Raw genomic sequence first — 16,796 nt, forward strand, 5'->3', positions numbered from 1 at the left:
CAGCGTGCGTATCTTGTTTTTAGGAGACATCGTCGGACATCCCGGCAAACAAATGGTGGAAGCGTGGATGCCGAAACTGTTTGACCACTACCAGCCTGATCTCGTCATCGCCAATGCGGAGAACATCGCGCCCAACGGCCGCGGGATCACCTCGCGTCTTGCAGAGGCGCTTTTTGACGTGCAAGTCGATATCTTGACGATGGGCAACCACGTCTGGGATCAAAAAGACTCGTTGTCTTACATCGATTCCGACCGCCGGATCGTCCGACCGGCAAACTACCCGGCCGGTACGCCGGGCCAACCGTACACGTTGTGCAAAGTCGGCAAGGAACAAGCGGCGATCATCAACGTGCTCGGCCGTTCGTTCATGGGCGACTATGACGATCCGTTCCGCACGATGGATCGGGTTTTGGATGAGATCGGCACGCAAGCGAAATATATTTTCGTCGACGTGCATGCGGAAGCGACGTCGGAGAAGTACGCGCTGGGGAATTATCTGGCGGGCCGCGTCTCGGCTGTCGTCGGCACGCATACGCATGTGCAGACGGCCGATGACCGCATCTTGCCGGGCGGCACGGCGTACTTGACCGATGCGGGCATGTGCGGACCGTATGATTCGATCATCGGGTTCACCAAGGAACCCGTGATTCAGAAGTTTCTCACCCAGATGCCGACCCGCTTTGAAGTGGCGCAAGGAGCGGGACAGCTGCACGGCGTGGTGATCGACTTGAACGACGCGGGCAAAGCGGTTCAGATGGAACGCATCTCGATCACGCCGGATCGTCCTTTCAAGGTGTAAACGAAAGTTTTCAGCGTCTGCCAAACTTCCATTACATCGTAACAAACTTTCAAGGGTTATATGGTCGAATTTTAAGAAAATTGCCTTCTTTAGAGAAGGAATAATTTTGAATAGGGCGAATATAGATAAAGTGTCCTATCGATCCAGACCCTTTTAAGGAGGTACGAACAAATGGATGTATTAAAAGTTTCAGCAAAATCCAATCCTAATTCTGTAGCCGGCGCACTTGCAGGAGTCCTTCGCGAGCGAGGGAATGCTGAGATCCAGGCGATCGGGGCGGGCGCACTGAACCAAGCAGTAAAAGCAGTAGCGATTGCACGAGGTTTCGTTGCACCGAGCGGCGTTGACTTGATCTGCATTCCGGCTTTTACCGATATCATGATCGACGGGGAAGAGCGCACGGCCATCAAACTGATCGTGGAGCCTCGATAAGCGTCGATACCCGATACGGCACTCATATTTCTCTTCCATGAGCAGAAGCCTGTTTATCAATTCTGATAAGCAGGTTTTTTTATTCGCAGAGCGAAAGGTTTTAGAGAGGAAGGGGAGAAGACAGATGGAAAAGCACTACTTGATTGACGGACATGCCGATATCCTCTACCGCATGGAGAAGGAAGGTCTTGATTTCCACGATCCGAACTCGGGGCTGCATCTGGGCTATGACCGACTGGCGAAGGCCGGCATTGATTTGCAGTTTTTTGTGTTGTTCTCGGGACCTCCGTACACCCCGGAAGAGCAATTGACAATGACGCTCGGCTACATTGATACGTTCCATGAAGTGATCTGCAAACACGGCATCCGTCCGGTGCTGTCGCGCGGCGATTTGCAAAAAAACCGCGAGCTCGGCGTCCGTTCCGGCCTGCTCTCGATTGAGGGCGGCGACCTCTTGCAAGGCGACATCCGCCTCTTGCGCATGATGTACCGCATGGGCGTGCGGGCGATGGGGCTGACGTGGAACAACGGCAACTGCATCGCAGACGGCGTCGGTGAACCGGAAGACCGCGGCTTGACCGAATTCGGCCGCGAAGTCGTCCGCGAGATGCACCGCCTCGGCATGGTGGTCGACGTGGCGCACTTGGCTCCGAAAGGCTTCTGGGACGTGATGGAGATGGCAGAAGCGCCGATCATCGCGTCGCACGCCAACGCCCGCGCCATCCATGACCACCGCCGCAATTTGACGGATGAGCAGCTGCAGGCGATCTTCAAAACCAACGGCGTCGTCGGCGTGACCTACGTGCCCGCTTTCATCTGCGAAGGCAAAGCGTCGATCGCAGCGCTGATGCGCCATATCGACCATATCTTGTCGCTTGGCGGCGAGAACCACTTGGGCTTTGGCTCCGACTTCGACGGCATCGAGACGACGATGATCGACATGGAGCACGGCGAGCACTACGATCGTTTGATCGAAGCGGTCAACAAAGCATACGGCGACGACGTCACGCGCAAGATATGTGGAGGCAACTTCAAGCGCGTGTTGGAAAGTATCCTGAAGGAGTAGGTGCGTATGGCGATTGCAGATTTGCACGCCCACACCACGGCGAGCGACGGTACGTTTACGCCGCGCCAACTGGTTGAACGGGCACATCAAAACGGCCTCGCAGCCGTCGCGGTCAGCGACCACGACACGACTGCCGGCGTGGCGGAGGCGCAGGCGGCAGGGCGTGAACTCGGCGTGGAAATCGTGCCGGGCATCGAACTGAGCACAGTGTTTGAGGGCAAGGAAGTTCACGTCCTCGGCTATTACTACGACCCGAACCACCCGGCGTTGGTGGAGTTGACGACCAAGATGCGCGAAGACCGCGTCAACCGCATGGAGAAGATGGTCGTCAAACTGCAAGAAGCGGGAATCGACATCACTCGCGAAGAGGTGCAAGCAGAAGCGCAGGGGGCCATCGGCCGCCCGCACTTCGCCCGCGTCCTGATGAAAAAAGGCTATGTCTCCTCCATGCCGGAAGCGTTTGACAAATACTTAGGATACGGGAAACCGGGTTATGTTTCCCGCATGAAAGTCACGCCCGTCGAAGGGGTCAACGTGATCCTCGAAGCGGGCGGTGTGCCCGTTGTGGCACATCCCGGACTGATCGGCAAAGACTATCTGTTCGACGAATTGGTTCCGCACGGCCTCGCGGGGTTGGAAGCGCTGCATCCCGACCACGATGACGAGCAGCGCAAGCACTACCTCGCCCTCGCCGAGCATCACGGCCTGATCGCCACGGGCGGCTCCGACTTCCACGGCGCCGGTGCCGAGCATCGCGGCGAACTCGGGTCTGTGAACGTGCCGCTCGATGTGGTGCGCCGTCTGCAGGAGAAATCGGCGTACCTGCGAAGCCAAAAGGGGTAAAATCTGTGACGACCGCCTGTTTCTAACAGGTGGTCTTTTTTGTTTTTGAGGAAAACTACTGCCAGATGGAATTGAAATCGCTATAATGTGAGGGGGAGAATTGGATGCAAATTCCGGTTGGCGTATCAGCCCGGCACGTTCATCTAAGCCAAGAGCACCTCACCGCGCTGTTCGGTGCAGGTGCCCGGTTGCACCCCAAAAAACCACTGTCGCAGCCCGGTCAGTTTGCGTCCGAAGAGAAGGTCGACGTGCGAGGCCCGCGCGGCACGATTCAAAACGTGCGCGTGCTGGGGCCGGTGCGGCCGGAAACGCAATTGGAAATCTCCAAGACCGACGCCTTGAAACTGGGCCTGCAACCGCCGGTGCGCGAGTCCGGTCGTCTGGAGCAGACGCCCGGTATCACCGTGATCGGGCCGCAGGGCCAAGTGACGCTTACACAGGGCGTGATCGTGGCGAAGCGCCACGTGCATTTTTCCCCGGAGGATGCTCGGCGCTACGGCGTGCGCGACGGACAGTCGCTGACCTTGCGCACGACCGGCGAGCGCGGGTTGATTTTTGAAAACGTGACCGCCCGAGTGTCCCCGAAATACAAATTGGATTTCCACCTCGACACCGACGAAGCGAACGCGGCCGGGTTGCAGTCCGGGGACGAAGCGGAAATGATCGAGCTGGAGGGCTTGAAGGCGCAACCGATGCCGCATTTCCACGGAAATGAGATCATTCGCGATGATTCGAGCCCGCAGCATGAAAAAACGACGGAATCTGTCGGTTGATGGAGCAGGATAACTATGGGATTTCATGAGATTGACGCCAAAGAACTGTACGATGTGCCGGAGCGAGTGCTGATCGACGTGCGCTCGCCCGGCGAATTTGCGGAAGGCACGATTCCAGGCGCTGTGAACGTGCCGCTGTTTACGAACGAAGAACGGGCGATGATCGGGACGGTGTACAAGCAGGAGAGCCCCGCCGCCGCGCGCCGCTTGGCGATGTTGACCGTTTCGCCGAAAATTCCCCAACTGGTCGAGCAGATGGAAGAGCTGATGAAGCAAGGCGAGTTGGTGATCTTCTGCTGGCGGGGCGGGATGCGCAGCTTTGCCGCCTGCACGTTTATGTCCTTGTTGAAATACAACGTCATGCGTCTGCGCGGCGGCTATCGCGCGTACCGCCAACTGGTGTTGGAGGGGCTTTCAACGTATGAAGGCTTGCCGAGCGCGCCGGTCGTGCTGCACGGCAACACCGGCGTCGGCAAGACGCGGATTCTGCTGATGCTCAAAGAGCGCGGCCACCAAGTGCTCGATCTCGAAGGCATGGCGAACCACAGAGGGTCGGTGTTCGGCGCCATCGGGCTTGGCAAACCGTCCAGCCAAAAAATCTTCGACTCCGAACTCTGGGAAGCGATCCGCGATCTCGACCCGGAGCGTCCGATCTTCATGGAGGCGGAAAGCCGCCGCATCGGGCACTCCGTGATGCCGGAGTGGTTGGAGCTAGATAAAATCCACGGCGTGCACGTGGTGATCGAGGCGTCGCTTGCGAACCGCGTGGAGCGCCTGATGGACGATTACTTGTCCAACGGCGACCCGGAGCAGCTCAAACAGGAGCTCGGCGATGCGCTCGGCCACATCCGCAAGCGCATGCCGCGCGATCAACTCGCCCAGTTGCAAGAGCTGTTGGAGAAGGGCGAGTACGCGCTGTTCACCGCGCAGTTGTTGGAGCTGTATTACGATCCGAAGTACACGCACAAATTGCACACCTATCAGTCGGAGATGCTCACCGTCAACGCAGACGACCTGAACCGGGCGGTTCTGCGTCTGGAAGAGTTGGCGGAGCAGGTGGACCGCGAGAAAAAACAAGAGCAGAACCGAGAGATGAACCGAGAGATGAACCGGAGCAAGGGAGAGATCATGTCATGACGATGAAACTGCGAATTTTGGGTGAGACGGGGCCGTTTCCGGCTCCAGGCGGTGCGACCACCGGCCTGTTGCTGTCCACGGAGGAAGGCAACGTGCTGATCGACTGCGGCAGCGGCGTGGTGTCCGAACTGCTGAAGCACGTCGAAGTCAAGGACATCGACGCGCTGATCGTCACGCACCACCATGCGGACCACACGGTCGACATTCCGGTGCTGCGCTATGCGGTGATGATCCACCGCCTGCACGGACACCGCGAACAACCGCTGACGATCTACGCGAACAAAGAACCGGAGAGCGATTTCGCCACCCTCCCGTTTGAAGACCATGTGCAAGCCGTGCCGCTTGACGCCCGGTCGGAAGTGATGCTGTGCGGCATGAAGTTCACGTTCACCAACACCGTGCACGCCGTGCCGTGCTTGGCGATTTCCGCGGAGTACCAAGGCAAGCGCTTCGTGTTCTCCGGCGACTCCGGCATGTCAGAGAACTTGGAAAAAATCGCCGAGGGCGCAGACTTTTTCCTCTGTGAAGCGTCTTGGCTGCACAAAGACAAAGGCCCTGACTTCATCGGCCACCTCACGTCCAAGGAAGTGGGCGAAATCGGCAAGCGCCGAAACGTCAAAACGCTGTGTTTGACGCACTTCTACCCGGACTACGACCGTTCGGAGCTCAAAGCGGAAGCGGAAGCCGAATTCGGGCGCGAAGTGCTGATCGCGAACAAAGGCGATGTCTTCGAAATCTGATTCGAAATCGAATTGATACTGGTAAAAAAACACCCCGCGCCTCCTCGGAGACGCGGGGTTCGCCATATGGGTGCCTCGCTGCGCTTACTGCCCGATTTTGTCGGAGAGTTTACGCTTCCTCGACTTGTGGGTCAAGCTGTGCGTCGGCTGTTGACCGGTCTGCGATTTGTGTTCGCGCGGACGCGGTCTCCCCGCAGGCTTGTACAGTTCGGTGGCGAACTCTTCACGGGCAAAGTCGACTTTGTTTCGGAAGATGTTCTTGTGGTTCGGCATGTGTGCATTCCCACCTTTCACCGGATTGGTCTGTACTCGCAGTGTAGAGTATCCATAAAACACAGGAGACATGCAATGAAAATTGTGCTAACGTTAAGGTGTGGAATTTTTGTAAGGATCTCGTCTTGGAGGGAAATGTTCCGTGATTCGCAAATACCGGGCGCGCGACTTGCCAGCGGTGCTGGACTGGGTCACCCGTTGCACGTCCATGCACCCGCAAGAAGCCACCGATGTGCTGGCAGACAGCATCGTCTACCTGTATGAGCAGAGAGGCGTCCTGCAGGGCGTGGCGGCCGTGAACGCGGTCGAGCGATCCTCGCTTGGCAAGACGGTGGAGCTGTACCTGCTCACAGACCCTGCCGCCCGCAACCGCGGCATCGGAGGCGCGCTGTGGGAGAGGGCGTGGCCCGCTGTGCTTGCCGCCGATCCCGACACGTTGACGGTGCAATACCGTCTGGAGGAGGAAGAGGGCGGTGCCCGTGATTTTTTTGCCAAGCGGGGGTTTGAACGCTGGCTGGGGCTGCACCTGATGCAGTATACGGGAGAGAAGTTTCCGGAGCCGGACTTGCCGGTTCGCGAGTATGAGGACCGGGACTTTGACCGCTATGTGCAGAGTTTGAGCGACGCGTTTTACGAGTTGCGCCGCGAGAACGATTGCCGCCCGTATGCGTTGACCGAGTCGGTGACGAAGCAATCCCGCGACCTTCTGTTGCAGCATCGCGAGTTCATCTATGTGTGCGCAGAAGAGGAAGCGAGAACGAAGATGATCGGCTCGTTTGCCGTGAAGGGTCCGACGGAGATCGACGATCTCTTCATCGCTCCGGAGTTTCAAGGCCAAGGATACGGCCGTCGACTTGCGCAATTCGCGGTCAACCGCATGCTGGAGCGCGGCGCGAACCCGGTCACGCTCTCTGTGGTGACCACCAACACAACCGCTTACGAGTTATACAACAGCTTGGGTTTCCAACGCGTGCAGACTTCTGAGATCAGCCGGATGACATTGAAAACACCGTGAGAGAGCCCCGAGGTTTATTTGGGGCTTTTTTTTGCAGACGAGGGATGGATGGAGGAACGATGATGAAGAAGCGAATGAGGTCGAGAGCGTCATTGTGGATGGCGGGGCTCTTGCTGATGACAACGATGATGAGCGGGTGCGGGTCGCAGCAGAAGGATTCGTTAACGAAACCGGCAGACCCCGTGAGCGCCGCCGCCCCGCAGGAAAAAATCATCCACAACATGTGGGGCGATGTGACGATCCAAGGCACGCCGAAAAAAATCGTCGCGCTCGATTTCTCGCTGACCGACGCGCTGATATCGCTTGGCATCCAGCCCGCAGGGGTGGCGGGAACGGGACAAACGCAGGTGCCGGAGTACATCCAAGACAAAGTCCAAGGGTACTCCTACGTGGGCGACCGCAACGAACCGAACTTGGATATGATTCGCCATATCAAGCCCGACTTGATCATCGCCGACCCGGACCGCAGCCAAAACGTCAAAGCGCAACTTCAAACGATTGCGCCGACTCTTGCGCTCAACGATACGTCGTACCAAGAGATGCTGGACAATGTGACCGTACTCGGCGACGTGCTCGATTGCAAGGAGCGAGCGGAGAAAGTAAAGCTTGACCTCCTGTCGAAGATCAACAACACCAAAGCGAAGATCCAAGACAAGCCGTCCGTTCTCGTCATCGGCGGATTCGGCGAAGAACTCACCGTCTGGATTTCCAATTCGTTTGTCGGCTCGCTGATGAAAGACCTGGGGCTGTCCTATGACATGGCTGCCCAGAAAGTGGACAATTTAGGGGGCAACGACGTTTCCGTTCTGAGTTTGCAGCAACTGGCCGATCTCGACCCGGACTATATATTTTTCTATGGCGAAACGCTCGGCTACCGAGACGACCCGTTGTTTCAAAACCTGAGCGCGGTCAAAAACCGCCATTTCCTCGAAGTCGACCGCAATTTATGGTCGCGCGGGCGCGGTCCGATCGCGGCGAGCAAGATCATTGACGACGCATTGCCGCTGTTGACGGCACAGGTATCGCATTAATTCGTACGCATCTGTTCGAGAGGCTGATCCAATATTTCAGCCTCTTTTTTTATTTTCATGACCCATATTTCATTTCATATAAGGAGCTGATTACAATTATGTAAGTTTATGCAAATGTATGCTTGACTTACGGCTTGATTACTCTTTATCCTAGGGGTGTCCGTTTTTATCAGTTTACGAACAACGAGGTGAGGCAGAGTGACGGATGCAGGGGTGTTGAGTGGAGTGTTGGACGCGGAGGAAGAGCGAATTTGGCAGGCTCTGAGCGCGGAGCAACCGGAATTGGCCGAGCGGTTTCGGCAGCAGATTCCATACGGACGGCGCGGGATTTTGCAGCGGTTGGTGCAAGCGGTTGTCCGCGAGAACATCGCCGGGCTTGGCGAGCGCAGCCTGTGGCAGGAATCGGGGCGCGTGTTGACCCTCGAACTGGCGGGAGGCAGTCGGTTGCGGGTTCCGGTATCGTGCCGCCATTCGCTCGGCCGCTTTGATTTGGGGGAAGGGGACTTGCAGGTGATTTCGCCAACCGGGGAATCCGCCGTGCTTGACCACCCCGCGCTGTTGGTCGATTTGCTGGAAGCGGAAGGGGTGCCGGCGGAGTTGCTCCTCCGATTCCGCCGCGAGATGCAAAACAGCGCCGCCAACCTCGCCCTCGCTCTCGCAGGAGCCGAGCGGCGCAGAGCGGACCTGATGCCGGACGCAGAGCGTCTGGGTTGTTCTACGGCGGTGGAATATGCAGAGAAGCGGGCGGCGGCGGAGGAGGCATTTTCGACGCTTGCGTTTTTTGAACAGTGGGTGGTGGAAGGGCATCCGCTGCATCCGGGCGCCAAGATCAAGATGGGGCTCGACCCGATGGACGTGCTGCGCGATTCGCCGGAGTGGGGAGCCATGCCGGAAGTCGTGCCGGTCGCGGTTCATAAGGACCATTGCCGCTGGATTTCGTACGCGAAGCAGAGCCCGAGCGACATCCTCTTCGCCGAACATCCGGGCTTGCGGGAGCGGGTGGCGGCGAGTTTGACCGCCAAGGGCCTCCAGCCCGACGACTATGAGCTGATCCCGGTGCATCCGTGGCAGTATGAGCATACGTTGCCCGCGCTGTTTCGACACGCCATCGAAGCGCAAGAAGTCGTGCCGCTTCCGGAGACCCGCATTCCGACATACGCTTTGATGTCGTTTCGCTCGCTCGCTCCCGTGCAGAAGCGGGGCGAAGGCAAACATCACATCAAGACCGCCGTCAACGTCCAAACCACCGGAGCGGTGCGCACCGTTTCGCCCAACTCCGCGCAGAACGGTCCGTTGCTCTCCCGCCTCTTTACCCTGATTCAAGACCGCGAACGGCACTTTGACGGTCGTTTTTGGATTCTGACAGAGGAAGCGGGCGTGTACTACCGCCCCTCGGGGCAAGAAGACGCCCTGCTTGGCAAACAGCTTGCGTCGATTCTGCGCGAGAACCCGGAGAATCACGTGCAGGACGGAGAGATTGCGATGCCGGGGTCCGCCCTGCTCGCCGCCTCGCCGATCAGCGGCACGAGCATCGCCCGCGAATTGATCGAGCGGTATGCGGCGCGAAACGGCATCGAGAATTTGCACGAGGCGGCGACGGCGTGGATGCGGGCGTACGCCGAAACGGCGCTGCCGGGGTTCTTGACGGTGATGAGCCGCTACGGCATCTCGCTGGAAGGGCATCTGCAAAACTCCGTCGCCGTGTTTCGGGACGGCGCGCCGGCGCGGATGATCGTGCGCGATTTCGGCGGCGTGCGCATCTTGCGGGAGCGAATCGCGCGCCAGGGTTTGCAGGCGGAATTTTTTCCCGGTTCGGCGACCGTGATCGACGATGTTCACGATATGCGGAATAAGATCTACTATCCGGTGTTTCAAAATCACTTTGGCGAGTTGATCACGAGCATCGTCCGCTCCCTTGACACAGGGGAAAAACCGCTCTGGCACGCGGTTGCAACCGTTTGCCGCCGCGTGTTTGCCGATTTGAAACAAGAGGGCGGCCCGTTCGGACAACAGGCGGCGGACGACGAAGCCGCGCTGTTTGCGCCGACGCTCGATTTGAAAGCGATGGCGACGATGCGCCTATTGGGCGATGTGACGTCCTACACGTTTGCGCGCGTGCCAAACCCGCTGGCCGACTCTTATTAAGCAGGAGAGGACACCTAAGATGACACCACAGATGACAGCCAGATTGCAGACAGAAGAGTTCAATTTGCTGTGTGAACGCCTGCGGGACGGGCGGCTTGATGAAGAAGAAGAACGGGTGATGGTGTTTTTGCTGTCGGAGCGCCCCGAGCTGACAGCCGCCTACCGGGCGCACTTGCCGCGAGCGCGGGCGTCGATTTTGCGGCGCTTGGCGGAATCGCTGTTGCGCGAAGATGTGCTGGGAATCTACTCGAGCAGCGTGACGGTGCTGGAGGGCGGGCAGACCTGGCTGCAAGTCACGCTCGACCCGGCGCTTGACGAATTCCTGCTGATCCCCGTCGGGCGCACGTACGCGTTTCGCCGCCTCGAAGTGGACGGTGAGATCCGCCACCGCTTCGGGGATAAGGTCAGACCTTTGACACACCCTGTCGAATTGTTGGAGTGTTTGGAGCAGAAGGAATGGGTCGAAGAAGGACTGCCGCAGCGGGAATGGCTGCAGTTGGCGCGGGAGTTGCAAAACGGCAGCGCCAACCTCGCGCTGGCGTTCGCGTACGCCGCGGAGCAACAAGTCCATTGGCAAGGGATTGCCGCGCAAGTGGAGGCGCGCACGTCGCTGCAACTGGCGGAATCTCTGCAAAAATTGCGCGCGGATTTCGACGCGTCGCTGTTCTTTGAGCAGATGTGCGTCGAAGGGCACAACTTGCATCCCGGCGCGAAGACGAAAATGGGCATGGAGCCGCGCGATGTGCTCGCCTACGCGCCGGAGTTTCAAGGGCGGCCGCGTTTGCGCTGGGTGGCGATCTCCCGCGAGCGGGCGGGCTGGTCGTACGAGCGGGGCGCGGGCGAGCCGAACGCCGCCCTGTTTGCCGAGTGGCCGGAAGTGGCGCAAGGCGTGCGGATGGAGATGGAGCGGCTCGGGCTTGACGAGCGCGATTATCTCGCCGTGCCGGTGCATCCGTGGCAGTATGAGCATGCGCTGCGCGACCTCTACCGCCGGGAGCTGACGCAGGGCATCGTGGTGCCGCTGCCGGGCGTGATGACGGCGGCGGGCGCGACGTCTTCGTTTCGCACGGTCATCTCCGATCAGGCGGGGAAAAAAGCGCGCCGTCTCGCCGTCAAAGTCGCCGTCAACTCCCAGATGACGTCGACCGTCCGTTCCATCTCGCGCCAGACCGCGTACAACGGGCCGCGAATCTCCGCGCTGATCCGTTCGATCATGGCGCGGGAGCCGCAGTTGGCCGGGACGTTCGTGCCGGTCTGCGAGATCGCCGGGTTTTATTTTCAACCGGGCGAGGAAGAGAACGATCCCGGCTTGCAGACGCTGAAAAGCCGCAACTTGACCGCCGTTTGGCGCGAAGACGTCTCCGAGCACGTGCAGCCGGGCGAATTGGCGATCGCAGGGATTGCCTACTACGCCGAATCTCCGGTCAGCGGGCGCACCGTGTTGGAAGAGTTGGTCGAGGCGTATGCGCAGACGGCGGGAGCGGAGAGTGCGGCGGACGCGGCGAGGGCGTTTTTCACAGAGTACGCCCAAATCGCCGTGCCGGGTTTCTTGACGCTCTTGGTCAAGTACGGCATCGGACTGGAAGGGCATCTGCAAAACAGCGTCGGCGTGTTTCGCGCCGGACGTCCGCAGCGGCTGTTGTTCCGCGACTGGGGCGGCGTGCGCATCTCCGAAGAGCGCTTGGCGAGACAGGGCTTGCAGGTGGAGTTGATGCCGGGCTCTGTCGTGTTGACGGAAGAGGTGCGCGAAATGCAAAACAAAGTGTTCTACACCGTCTACCAAAATCACCTCGCCGAGATCATCCTGCAGTTGTGCAAGAAGTACGACCTCTCGGAAGCGTCGCTTTGGCAAGAGATCCGCCGCATCAGCGACGAAGTGTTTGCCGAACTGCTCGCCGACCCGCAGATCGCCGAGGGAGCCCGTGCGGACCGTGACGCGCTGTATCACCGCGACGTGTTGCACAAAGCGCTGACCACCATGCGGCTCTCGTCCCGCGAGGACGGCTATTCGTACGCCACCGTCACCAACCCGCTTCTCTACAGCTGAAGAAAAAAGCAGTGCAAGGGGCGGGGCCTTGGCACTGCTTTTTTTGTGGAAGTGTGCTAGAATGCTGGAAACGGAAAATTCAGGGAGTTGAACGAATTGAACGAACCGAAATGGTTGGAGTGGGCGCAGCAGTTGCAAGCGATCGCCCAGACGGGGTTGACGTATGTGAAGGACGTGTACGACCGCGAGCGGTACGAAGAGCTCCGCAAGTTGAGCTGCGAGATCGTGCAGAGCTATACGAGCGAGCCGATGGCGCGCATCGAGACGCTGTTTGCGCAAGACGACGGGTACGCGACGCCGAAAGTGGACGTGCGGGCGGCGGTGTTTCGGGACGGAAAAATTCTCATGTCCCGCGAGAAGGAAGACGGCCGCTGGACGGTGCCCGGCGGATGGGCGGACATCGGGTTGTCGCCAAGCGAGGCGGCGGTGTTGGAAGTGAAGCAAGAGACGGGGTATGACGTGAAGCCCCTGCGCGTCATCGCCGTATTGGATAACAGAAAACAACCGCAACCGCCGCATCCGAACCACATCTACCGCCTGTTTTGGCTGTGCGAGCTGGTGGGGGGAGCAGCGGAGCAAGATACGTTGGAGACGCAGGGCGTCGGTTTTTTCAGTTTGGACGAGCTGCCGGAGCTCTCGACGGGACGGATTACGGAGAGCCAAGTGCGGTTGATGTTTGCACACTTTGAGAACCCGGAGCGGCCGGTGGATTTTGATTAGGACCTTTCAAAGTCTTTGTTAGGTCGGAGCCTGTAAGGCAAACGGGCAACCACCATATGGAAAAAAGCAACCCGGCCAGCGCGGCGGGTTGCTTTGTTTATTTATCCTGTTCGCAGGCTTTCAGTTGAGCCAGCAGGTCTTCCTGATCCAAACCTTCCCCAATCACCACCGCGAACGCCTTCACGCCGTCGACGCCGGGGTATTCGGTGACCAGCGGGGTCGGGGGGACGTATTGGAATTCCTGGAGGGTGCCGGTTTCTTCATCGGTGAAAAAGCCCTTCGCCCGCAGCACGCCTTCGGGGAGATCGTAGAGGAAGCGGTAGAGGCGATCAGCGACCACCGGGCCCGTGAACTCGTAGTGCAGCGTCTGCAAGTTGCCAAAGCTCGTGACCGGGCGCGAGGTCGGGGTGACTCTGTCTTGCGCGGCGGATGTGCTGCCTTCCGCACCTTCCGTCCGCTCGCGGACCCGGCGCATGATGCCCTTGGGCAACGTTGCGGCGGGCTGTTCCTTTTTATCCGGGCGCTTGTCGGCATACTGACTGCGCACGTCGAGCAACTGCTTCACATCCACTTGCCCGTTCGTCACGGTCAGAATCGGAGCTTTTGCGTTCAACTCCCGCACGACGCTCTCCACCGCGAATTTGCGCCCGAAATCGGCGGCGTCCGTTTTCGAGATCAGCACGATATCCGCATACCGCACCTGATCAAACTGCGTCCGCTGCAACTGCGTCTGCGAGAACTCCGGCGGCACCGCCAGCGGGAAGCGCGTCGCGCCGACCAGCGTGAACACGCCGCCCAAACTCACCGCGCCGTGCAACTCCGGCTCAAACAGCGCATCCACGATGTCCACCGGATTCGCCACGCCCGTCGCTTCCAAAAAAATCACATCCGGCCGCGCCGCTTCGATCAACTGCAACATCGCGTCTGCCAAACCGCCCTTGACCGTGCAGCAGACACAGCCTTCCACCAGATCCATCACCGGGACGTTCGCGCCTTGCAACGACAGCGTATCGACGCTCTCCATGCCGAATTCGTTCATCACCACCGCCGGACGCAAGCCGTCCGCTTTGACCGCCGTGAGCAGATTCTTCAATAATGTAGTCTTCCCGGCCCCCAAGAAGCCGGTCAATATGTAGACGGGAATCATGCCGCAAAACTCCTTTCACATCCATACCCCTTTACTATACACGAAAACGCAGGAACGAAATAAGACCCTGTCATTTCACCTCTGCCTCGACATACATATAATACTGCCGTCCGTGGGCATTGCCCCAAAAATGGGCGGGCCGAATCTCGTGCGGTCGTCACCATACCAGGGCATGCGCATAGGATATAGGGACAGATGACCCAAGAACCTCAAATTCCTACAGGGTCGTGCAGACGTCGGAGCCTGACGTGATCAACTTCGCACCAGAGGCGAATGTCCCGCATAGTGATGGTACTACGTGCGGCATCGGCCCACTTCAACGACGTCGCAACGTGACCGTATCACACGAAAACGGCCTGCACGTTCTGTTAACCTAAGAGGAGGTAGCGAGATGAGCACAGAGAAAGACTATCGCGCCCGGGAGATCATCACCAACGCGGTCTGCGGCAAAGGCAGCAAATACTCCCAGACCACCTTCACGATCTTTCCGGCGAACCGTCCTACCACCATTGGTGGCTGCTGGGTGATGAACCATATCTTTGAGGCACAATTGGTGGGAGACAGCGTGGAAGTGGTCGGCAACTTCGACATCAACGTGTGGTACTCTTACGACGGGAACTCGGAAACGGCGATCGCCAAAGACACCGTCTCCTACACCGAGACCATCCCGCTCAAAGACCTCGACCCGCACTGCACCCGCGACGGTCTGCGTGTAAGCGCCAAAGCGATCCAACATCCGAACTGCCTCGACGCCAACGTCGTCGACAACGGCAGCGAGATTCTGGTTCGCGTAGAAAAAGAACTCTACGTCGAAATCATCGGCCAAACCAAAGTCTGGGTGCTCACCGTCGAAGCCCCGAACTTCAAGGACGTGGAGGACGACGGCGAAGACGACGTGTACGAAGACGACGATTTCGAAGACTGATGGGGCGACGCCTTGCGCGTCGTCTTATTTTTTTGTTCGGGAACCTGCGCGGAGTTGGTATGGAACCTGCTTGGAACCAAGACAACCCTTTCCGTCATAGCTTGAAGGCAACGGATCGGGAAGGAGGAGACGCATGAATCCGTTTGTCCCGGACCGTGCGCCCCCAACTGCGCCGCCCGATTTCCGACCGCGACCTCAAGCAGATCAATCGAGAGGTCGAACGTCTCGAAGACCGGTTGCAATACTAGACGACCCGATCTCTGCATCGGGTTTTTTCTTTCCGGAGGGATCGTGCAATGTCCCACACTTGGCTTGGCACCGCGAACATTCAAACTTGGCCCGGCACGGACGAACTCCTCCTCACCGTGCCGGGCGAGTGGCATGAACATCTCACGCTGATCCACAAGAACCGCCGCGACCAAATCCGCATCGTGTGCGGCAACCGCGAGGCGCTCGCCGACGTGGTGTTTACCGATGAACGCGAAGTGCAGGCGACCGACGAGCTGCGGCGGACGCTGCTGTTGCCAAAGGGAGAGATCTCCGCGAAGGCGGTGGACGGCGTGCTGCACTTCGGGCCGTTCATCGGGCTGTATGCCGCGCCGTCCGCCCGTCCGGAACGACCGTTCGGCGGGCTCACCGCGCTGTTTCGCGACATGATGCCGCTCGCCGAGCAACTCGGTCTCTCGCTGTACGTGTTCACGCCGGGCGACGCGAAGTGGCAAGAAGGCTGGGTGAACGCTTCGGTCTACAACCCCCGAACCAAGCAATGGCAAAAAGCCAAACGCCCGCTGCCCGACCTCGTGCTTCCGAAAATCCTCGGCACGCCCCCCGCGTGGCGGGAAGAAGTGTTGCACGACACGGAGCAGTTTCAGCGCCGCGTCCCCTGCGGCACGTTCAACAACGCCACCGGCAACAAATGGACGGTGCACGAACAGCTCCACGCCAACGCCGACTTGCGCCGCTGGCTGCCGGAGACAGAGCGGATCACTTCACCCGGCGTTGTCGACGCGATGCTCGCCCGCCGCGGCTCCGTCTACATCAAGCCCGCCATCGGCACGCAAGGGATGAGGATCTACCGGCTCGACACGCAGGACGGAAAAGTGCTCGTCCAACACCGCTCCAAATCCAAAACGGTGCACCGCAAGTTCGCGCCGGAGAGCCGTGAACTCCACGCTTTTGTCAAAAAAAACTTCCTCGCCCGCCGCACGTTTCTCGTTCAGCAAACCCTGCCGCTGCTCACCCTGCGCGGCGGACGGCCTGTCGATTTCCGCTGGCTGGTGCAAAAGGACGGCAGCAACGAGTGGTGTGTGACGGCCCGCGTGGCGCGCGTCGGCGCGGCGAACCGCTTGACGACCAACTTGCACACGGGCGGGTCGGCGGTCTTGGCAGAGACCCTTTTGCAAAAAAACGGCTGGGGCGACGCAACGGCCCGCCGCCGTCTGCTTGAAGAGCTCGACGAAGCCGCGTTTGCGATCTGCCGGACGCTGGAACGACACGCCGGACGAATCGGCGAACTGGGGCTTGATTTCGGGCTGACGAGGCAGGGGAACGTGTACTTGATCGAAGTCAACCCGCGCCCCGGACGGCAGATGCTGCTCGACACGTCTCCGGACCTGCGGCGATTGTCACTTCTCCGCAACCTTGAATATGCTAAGAGCACAACAGGGTATCAGCCCTGAAAGTGACAAGCACAAGGGGAGGGA

Annotated in this window: 15 protein-coding genes and 1 pseudogene; 14 read left to right on the forward strand and 2 right to left on the reverse strand. The window is 59.3% G+C overall.

The window, feature by feature from the left end; genetic code table 11:
• Positions 1-4: 4 nt before the first annotated feature.
• The 7 genes and pseudogenes from EL26_RS05145 to EL26_RS05175 all read left to right on the forward strand — a co-directional run bounded on the left by EL26_RS05145 (position 5) and on the right by EL26_RS05175 (position 5,790).
• Positions 5-799 (forward strand): TIGR00282 family metallophosphoesterase, encoded by a 795-nt coding sequence (locus tag EL26_RS05145; RefSeq protein WP_038085275.1) that lies wholly within the window; start codon positions 5-7, stop codon positions 797-799.
• A 171-nt stretch (positions 800-970) separates the two neighbouring features.
• Complete coding sequence (spoVS, locus tag EL26_RS05150) at positions 971-1,231, forward strand: stage V sporulation protein SpoVS (protein WP_015758542.1); 261 nt, start codon at positions 971-973, stop codon at positions 1,229-1,231.
• A gap of 124 nt (positions 1,232-1,355) precedes the next feature.
• Positions 1,356-2,297, forward strand: a complete 942-nt coding sequence (locus EL26_RS05155) for a dipeptidase (RefSeq protein WP_038085280.1) — start codon at positions 1,356-1,358, stop codon at positions 2,295-2,297.
• A 6-nt stretch (positions 2,298-2,303) separates the two neighbouring features.
• Positions 2,304-3,140 carry a PHP domain-containing protein gene (locus EL26_RS05160; protein WP_038085282.1) on the forward strand — a complete coding sequence of 279 codons (837 nt, stop codon included), beginning with the start codon at positions 2,304-2,306 and terminating at the stop codon, positions 3,138-3,140.
• A gap of 104 nt (positions 3,141-3,244) precedes the next feature.
• Positions 3,245-3,805, forward strand: a pseudogene (gene pduL / locus EL26_RS05165) (phosphate propanoyltransferase); the annotation flags it as partial.
• Positions 3,806-3,928: 123 nt separating this feature from the next.
• Complete coding sequence (mnmH, locus tag EL26_RS05170) at positions 3,929-5,050, forward strand: tRNA 2-selenouridine(34) synthase MnmH (RefSeq protein WP_052036016.1); 1,122 nt, start codon at positions 3,929-3,931, stop codon at positions 5,048-5,050.
• The gene (locus EL26_RS05175; protein ID WP_038085284.1) at positions 5,047-5,790 is read left to right on the forward strand and encodes an MBL fold metallo-hydrolase; all 744 of its coding nucleotides are present in this window, start codon (positions 5,047-5,049) and stop codon (positions 5,788-5,790) included. The genes mnmH and EL26_RS05175 overlap by 4 nt, the downstream gene beginning before the upstream one ends.
• An 84-nt stretch (positions 5,791-5,874) precedes the next feature.
• On the opposite strand, the gene EL26_RS05180 is transcribed toward EL26_RS05175, so the two are convergent.
• On the reverse strand, positions 5,875-6,063 hold the full coding sequence (locus EL26_RS05180; RefSeq protein WP_038085286.1) for a hypothetical protein: 189 nt from the start codon (positions 6,061-6,063) through the stop codon (positions 5,875-5,877).
• A 142-nt stretch (positions 6,064-6,205) separates the two neighbouring features.
• Between EL26_RS05180 and EL26_RS05185 the strand changes: the two genes are divergently transcribed.
• The 5 genes from EL26_RS05185 (at position 6,206) to EL26_RS05205 (ending at position 13,021) form a co-directional block, all read left to right on the forward strand.
• Positions 6,206-7,078, forward strand: coding sequence for a GNAT family N-acetyltransferase (locus EL26_RS05185; RefSeq protein ID WP_038085289.1), 873 nt, complete (start codon positions 6,206-6,208; stop codon positions 7,076-7,078).
• Positions 7,079-7,140: 62 nt separating this feature from the next.
• Positions 7,141-8,109 carry an ABC transporter substrate-binding protein gene (locus EL26_RS05190; protein ID WP_161780659.1) on the forward strand — a complete coding sequence of 323 codons (969 nt, stop codon included), beginning with the start codon at positions 7,141-7,143 and terminating at the stop codon, positions 8,107-8,109.
• A 198-nt stretch (positions 8,110-8,307) separates the two neighbouring features.
• Positions 8,308-10,254, forward strand: coding sequence for an IucA/IucC family protein (locus EL26_RS05195; protein ID WP_152559177.1), 1,947 nt, complete (start codon positions 8,308-8,310; stop codon positions 10,252-10,254).
• 31 nt (positions 10,255-10,285) lie between these two features.
• On the forward strand, positions 10,286-12,301 hold the full coding sequence (locus EL26_RS05200) for an IucA/IucC family protein (protein ID WP_052036017.1): 2,016 nt from the start codon (positions 10,286-10,288) through the stop codon (positions 12,299-12,301).
• A 96-nt stretch (positions 12,302-12,397) separates the two neighbouring features.
• Positions 12,398-13,021 carry an NUDIX hydrolase gene (locus EL26_RS05205; protein WP_038085296.1) on the forward strand — a complete coding sequence of 208 codons (624 nt, stop codon included), beginning with the start codon at positions 12,398-12,400 and terminating at the stop codon, positions 13,019-13,021.
• Between the two features lie 97 nt (positions 13,022-13,118).
• On the opposite strand, the gene EL26_RS05210 is transcribed toward EL26_RS05205, so the two are convergent.
• Positions 13,119-14,168: a CobW family GTP-binding protein gene (locus EL26_RS05210; RefSeq protein WP_038085299.1), complete on the reverse strand. Its 1,050-nt coding sequence runs from the start codon at positions 14,166-14,168 to the stop codon at positions 13,119-13,121.
• Between the two features lie 391 nt (positions 14,169-14,559).
• On the opposite strand from EL26_RS05210, the gene cotE reads away from it, so the two are divergent.
• Positions 14,560-15,093, forward strand: a complete 534-nt coding sequence (gene cotE / locus EL26_RS05215; protein ID WP_038085301.1) for an outer spore coat protein CotE — start codon at positions 14,560-14,562, stop codon at positions 15,091-15,093.
• Positions 15,094-15,389: 296 nt separating this feature from the next.
• On the forward strand, positions 15,390-16,772 hold the full coding sequence (locus tag EL26_RS05220) for a YheC/YheD family endospore coat-associated protein (protein WP_038085303.1): 1,383 nt from the start codon (positions 15,390-15,392) through the stop codon (positions 16,770-16,772).
• Positions 16,773-16,796 lie beyond the last annotated feature (24 nt).

It is taken from the genome of Tumebacillus flagellatus, assembly GCF_000714935.1.
Taxonomy (GTDB): domain Bacteria; phylum Bacillota; class Bacilli; order Tumebacillales; family Tumebacillaceae; genus Tumebacillus; species Tumebacillus flagellatus.

Bases quoted from the DNA above. Each gene is read 5' to 3' on its own strand.
- cotE (WP_038085301.1), top strand. From the start codon at position 14,560: ATGAGCACAGAGAAAGACTATCGCGCCCGGGAGATCATCACCAACGCG.
- spoVS (WP_015758542.1), top strand. From the start codon at position 971: ATGGATGTATTAAAAGTTTCAGCAAAATCCAATCCTAATTCTGTAGCC.
- EL26_RS05220 (WP_038085303.1), top strand. From the start codon at position 15,390: ATGTCCCACACTTGGCTTGGCACCGCGAACATTCAAACTTGGCCCGGC.
- EL26_RS05190 (WP_161780659.1), top strand. From the start codon at position 7,141: ATGAAGAAGCGAATGAGGTCGAGAGCGTCATTGTGGATGGCGGGGCTC.
- EL26_RS05155 (WP_038085280.1), top strand. From the start codon at position 1,356: ATGGAAAAGCACTACTTGATTGACGGACATGCCGATATCCTCTACCGC.
- EL26_RS05210 (WP_038085299.1), bottom strand. From the start codon at position 14,168: ATGATTCCCGTCTACATATTGACCGGCTTCTTGGGGGCCGGGAAGACT.
- EL26_RS05200 (WP_052036017.1), top strand. From the start codon at position 10,286: ATGACAGCCAGATTGCAGACAGAAGAGTTCAATTTGCTGTGTGAACGC.
- EL26_RS05160 (WP_038085282.1), top strand. From the start codon at position 2,304: ATGGCGATTGCAGATTTGCACGCCCACACCACGGCGAGCGACGGTACG.
- mnmH (WP_052036016.1), top strand. From the start codon at position 3,929: ATGGGATTTCATGAGATTGACGCCAAAGAACTGTACGATGTGCCGGAG.
- EL26_RS05175 (WP_038085284.1), top strand. From the start codon at position 5,047: ATGACGATGAAACTGCGAATTTTGGGTGAGACGGGGCCGTTTCCGGCT.
- EL26_RS05180 (WP_038085286.1), bottom strand. From the start codon at position 6,063: ATGCCGAACCACAAGAACATCTTCCGAAACAAAGTCGACTTTGCCCGT.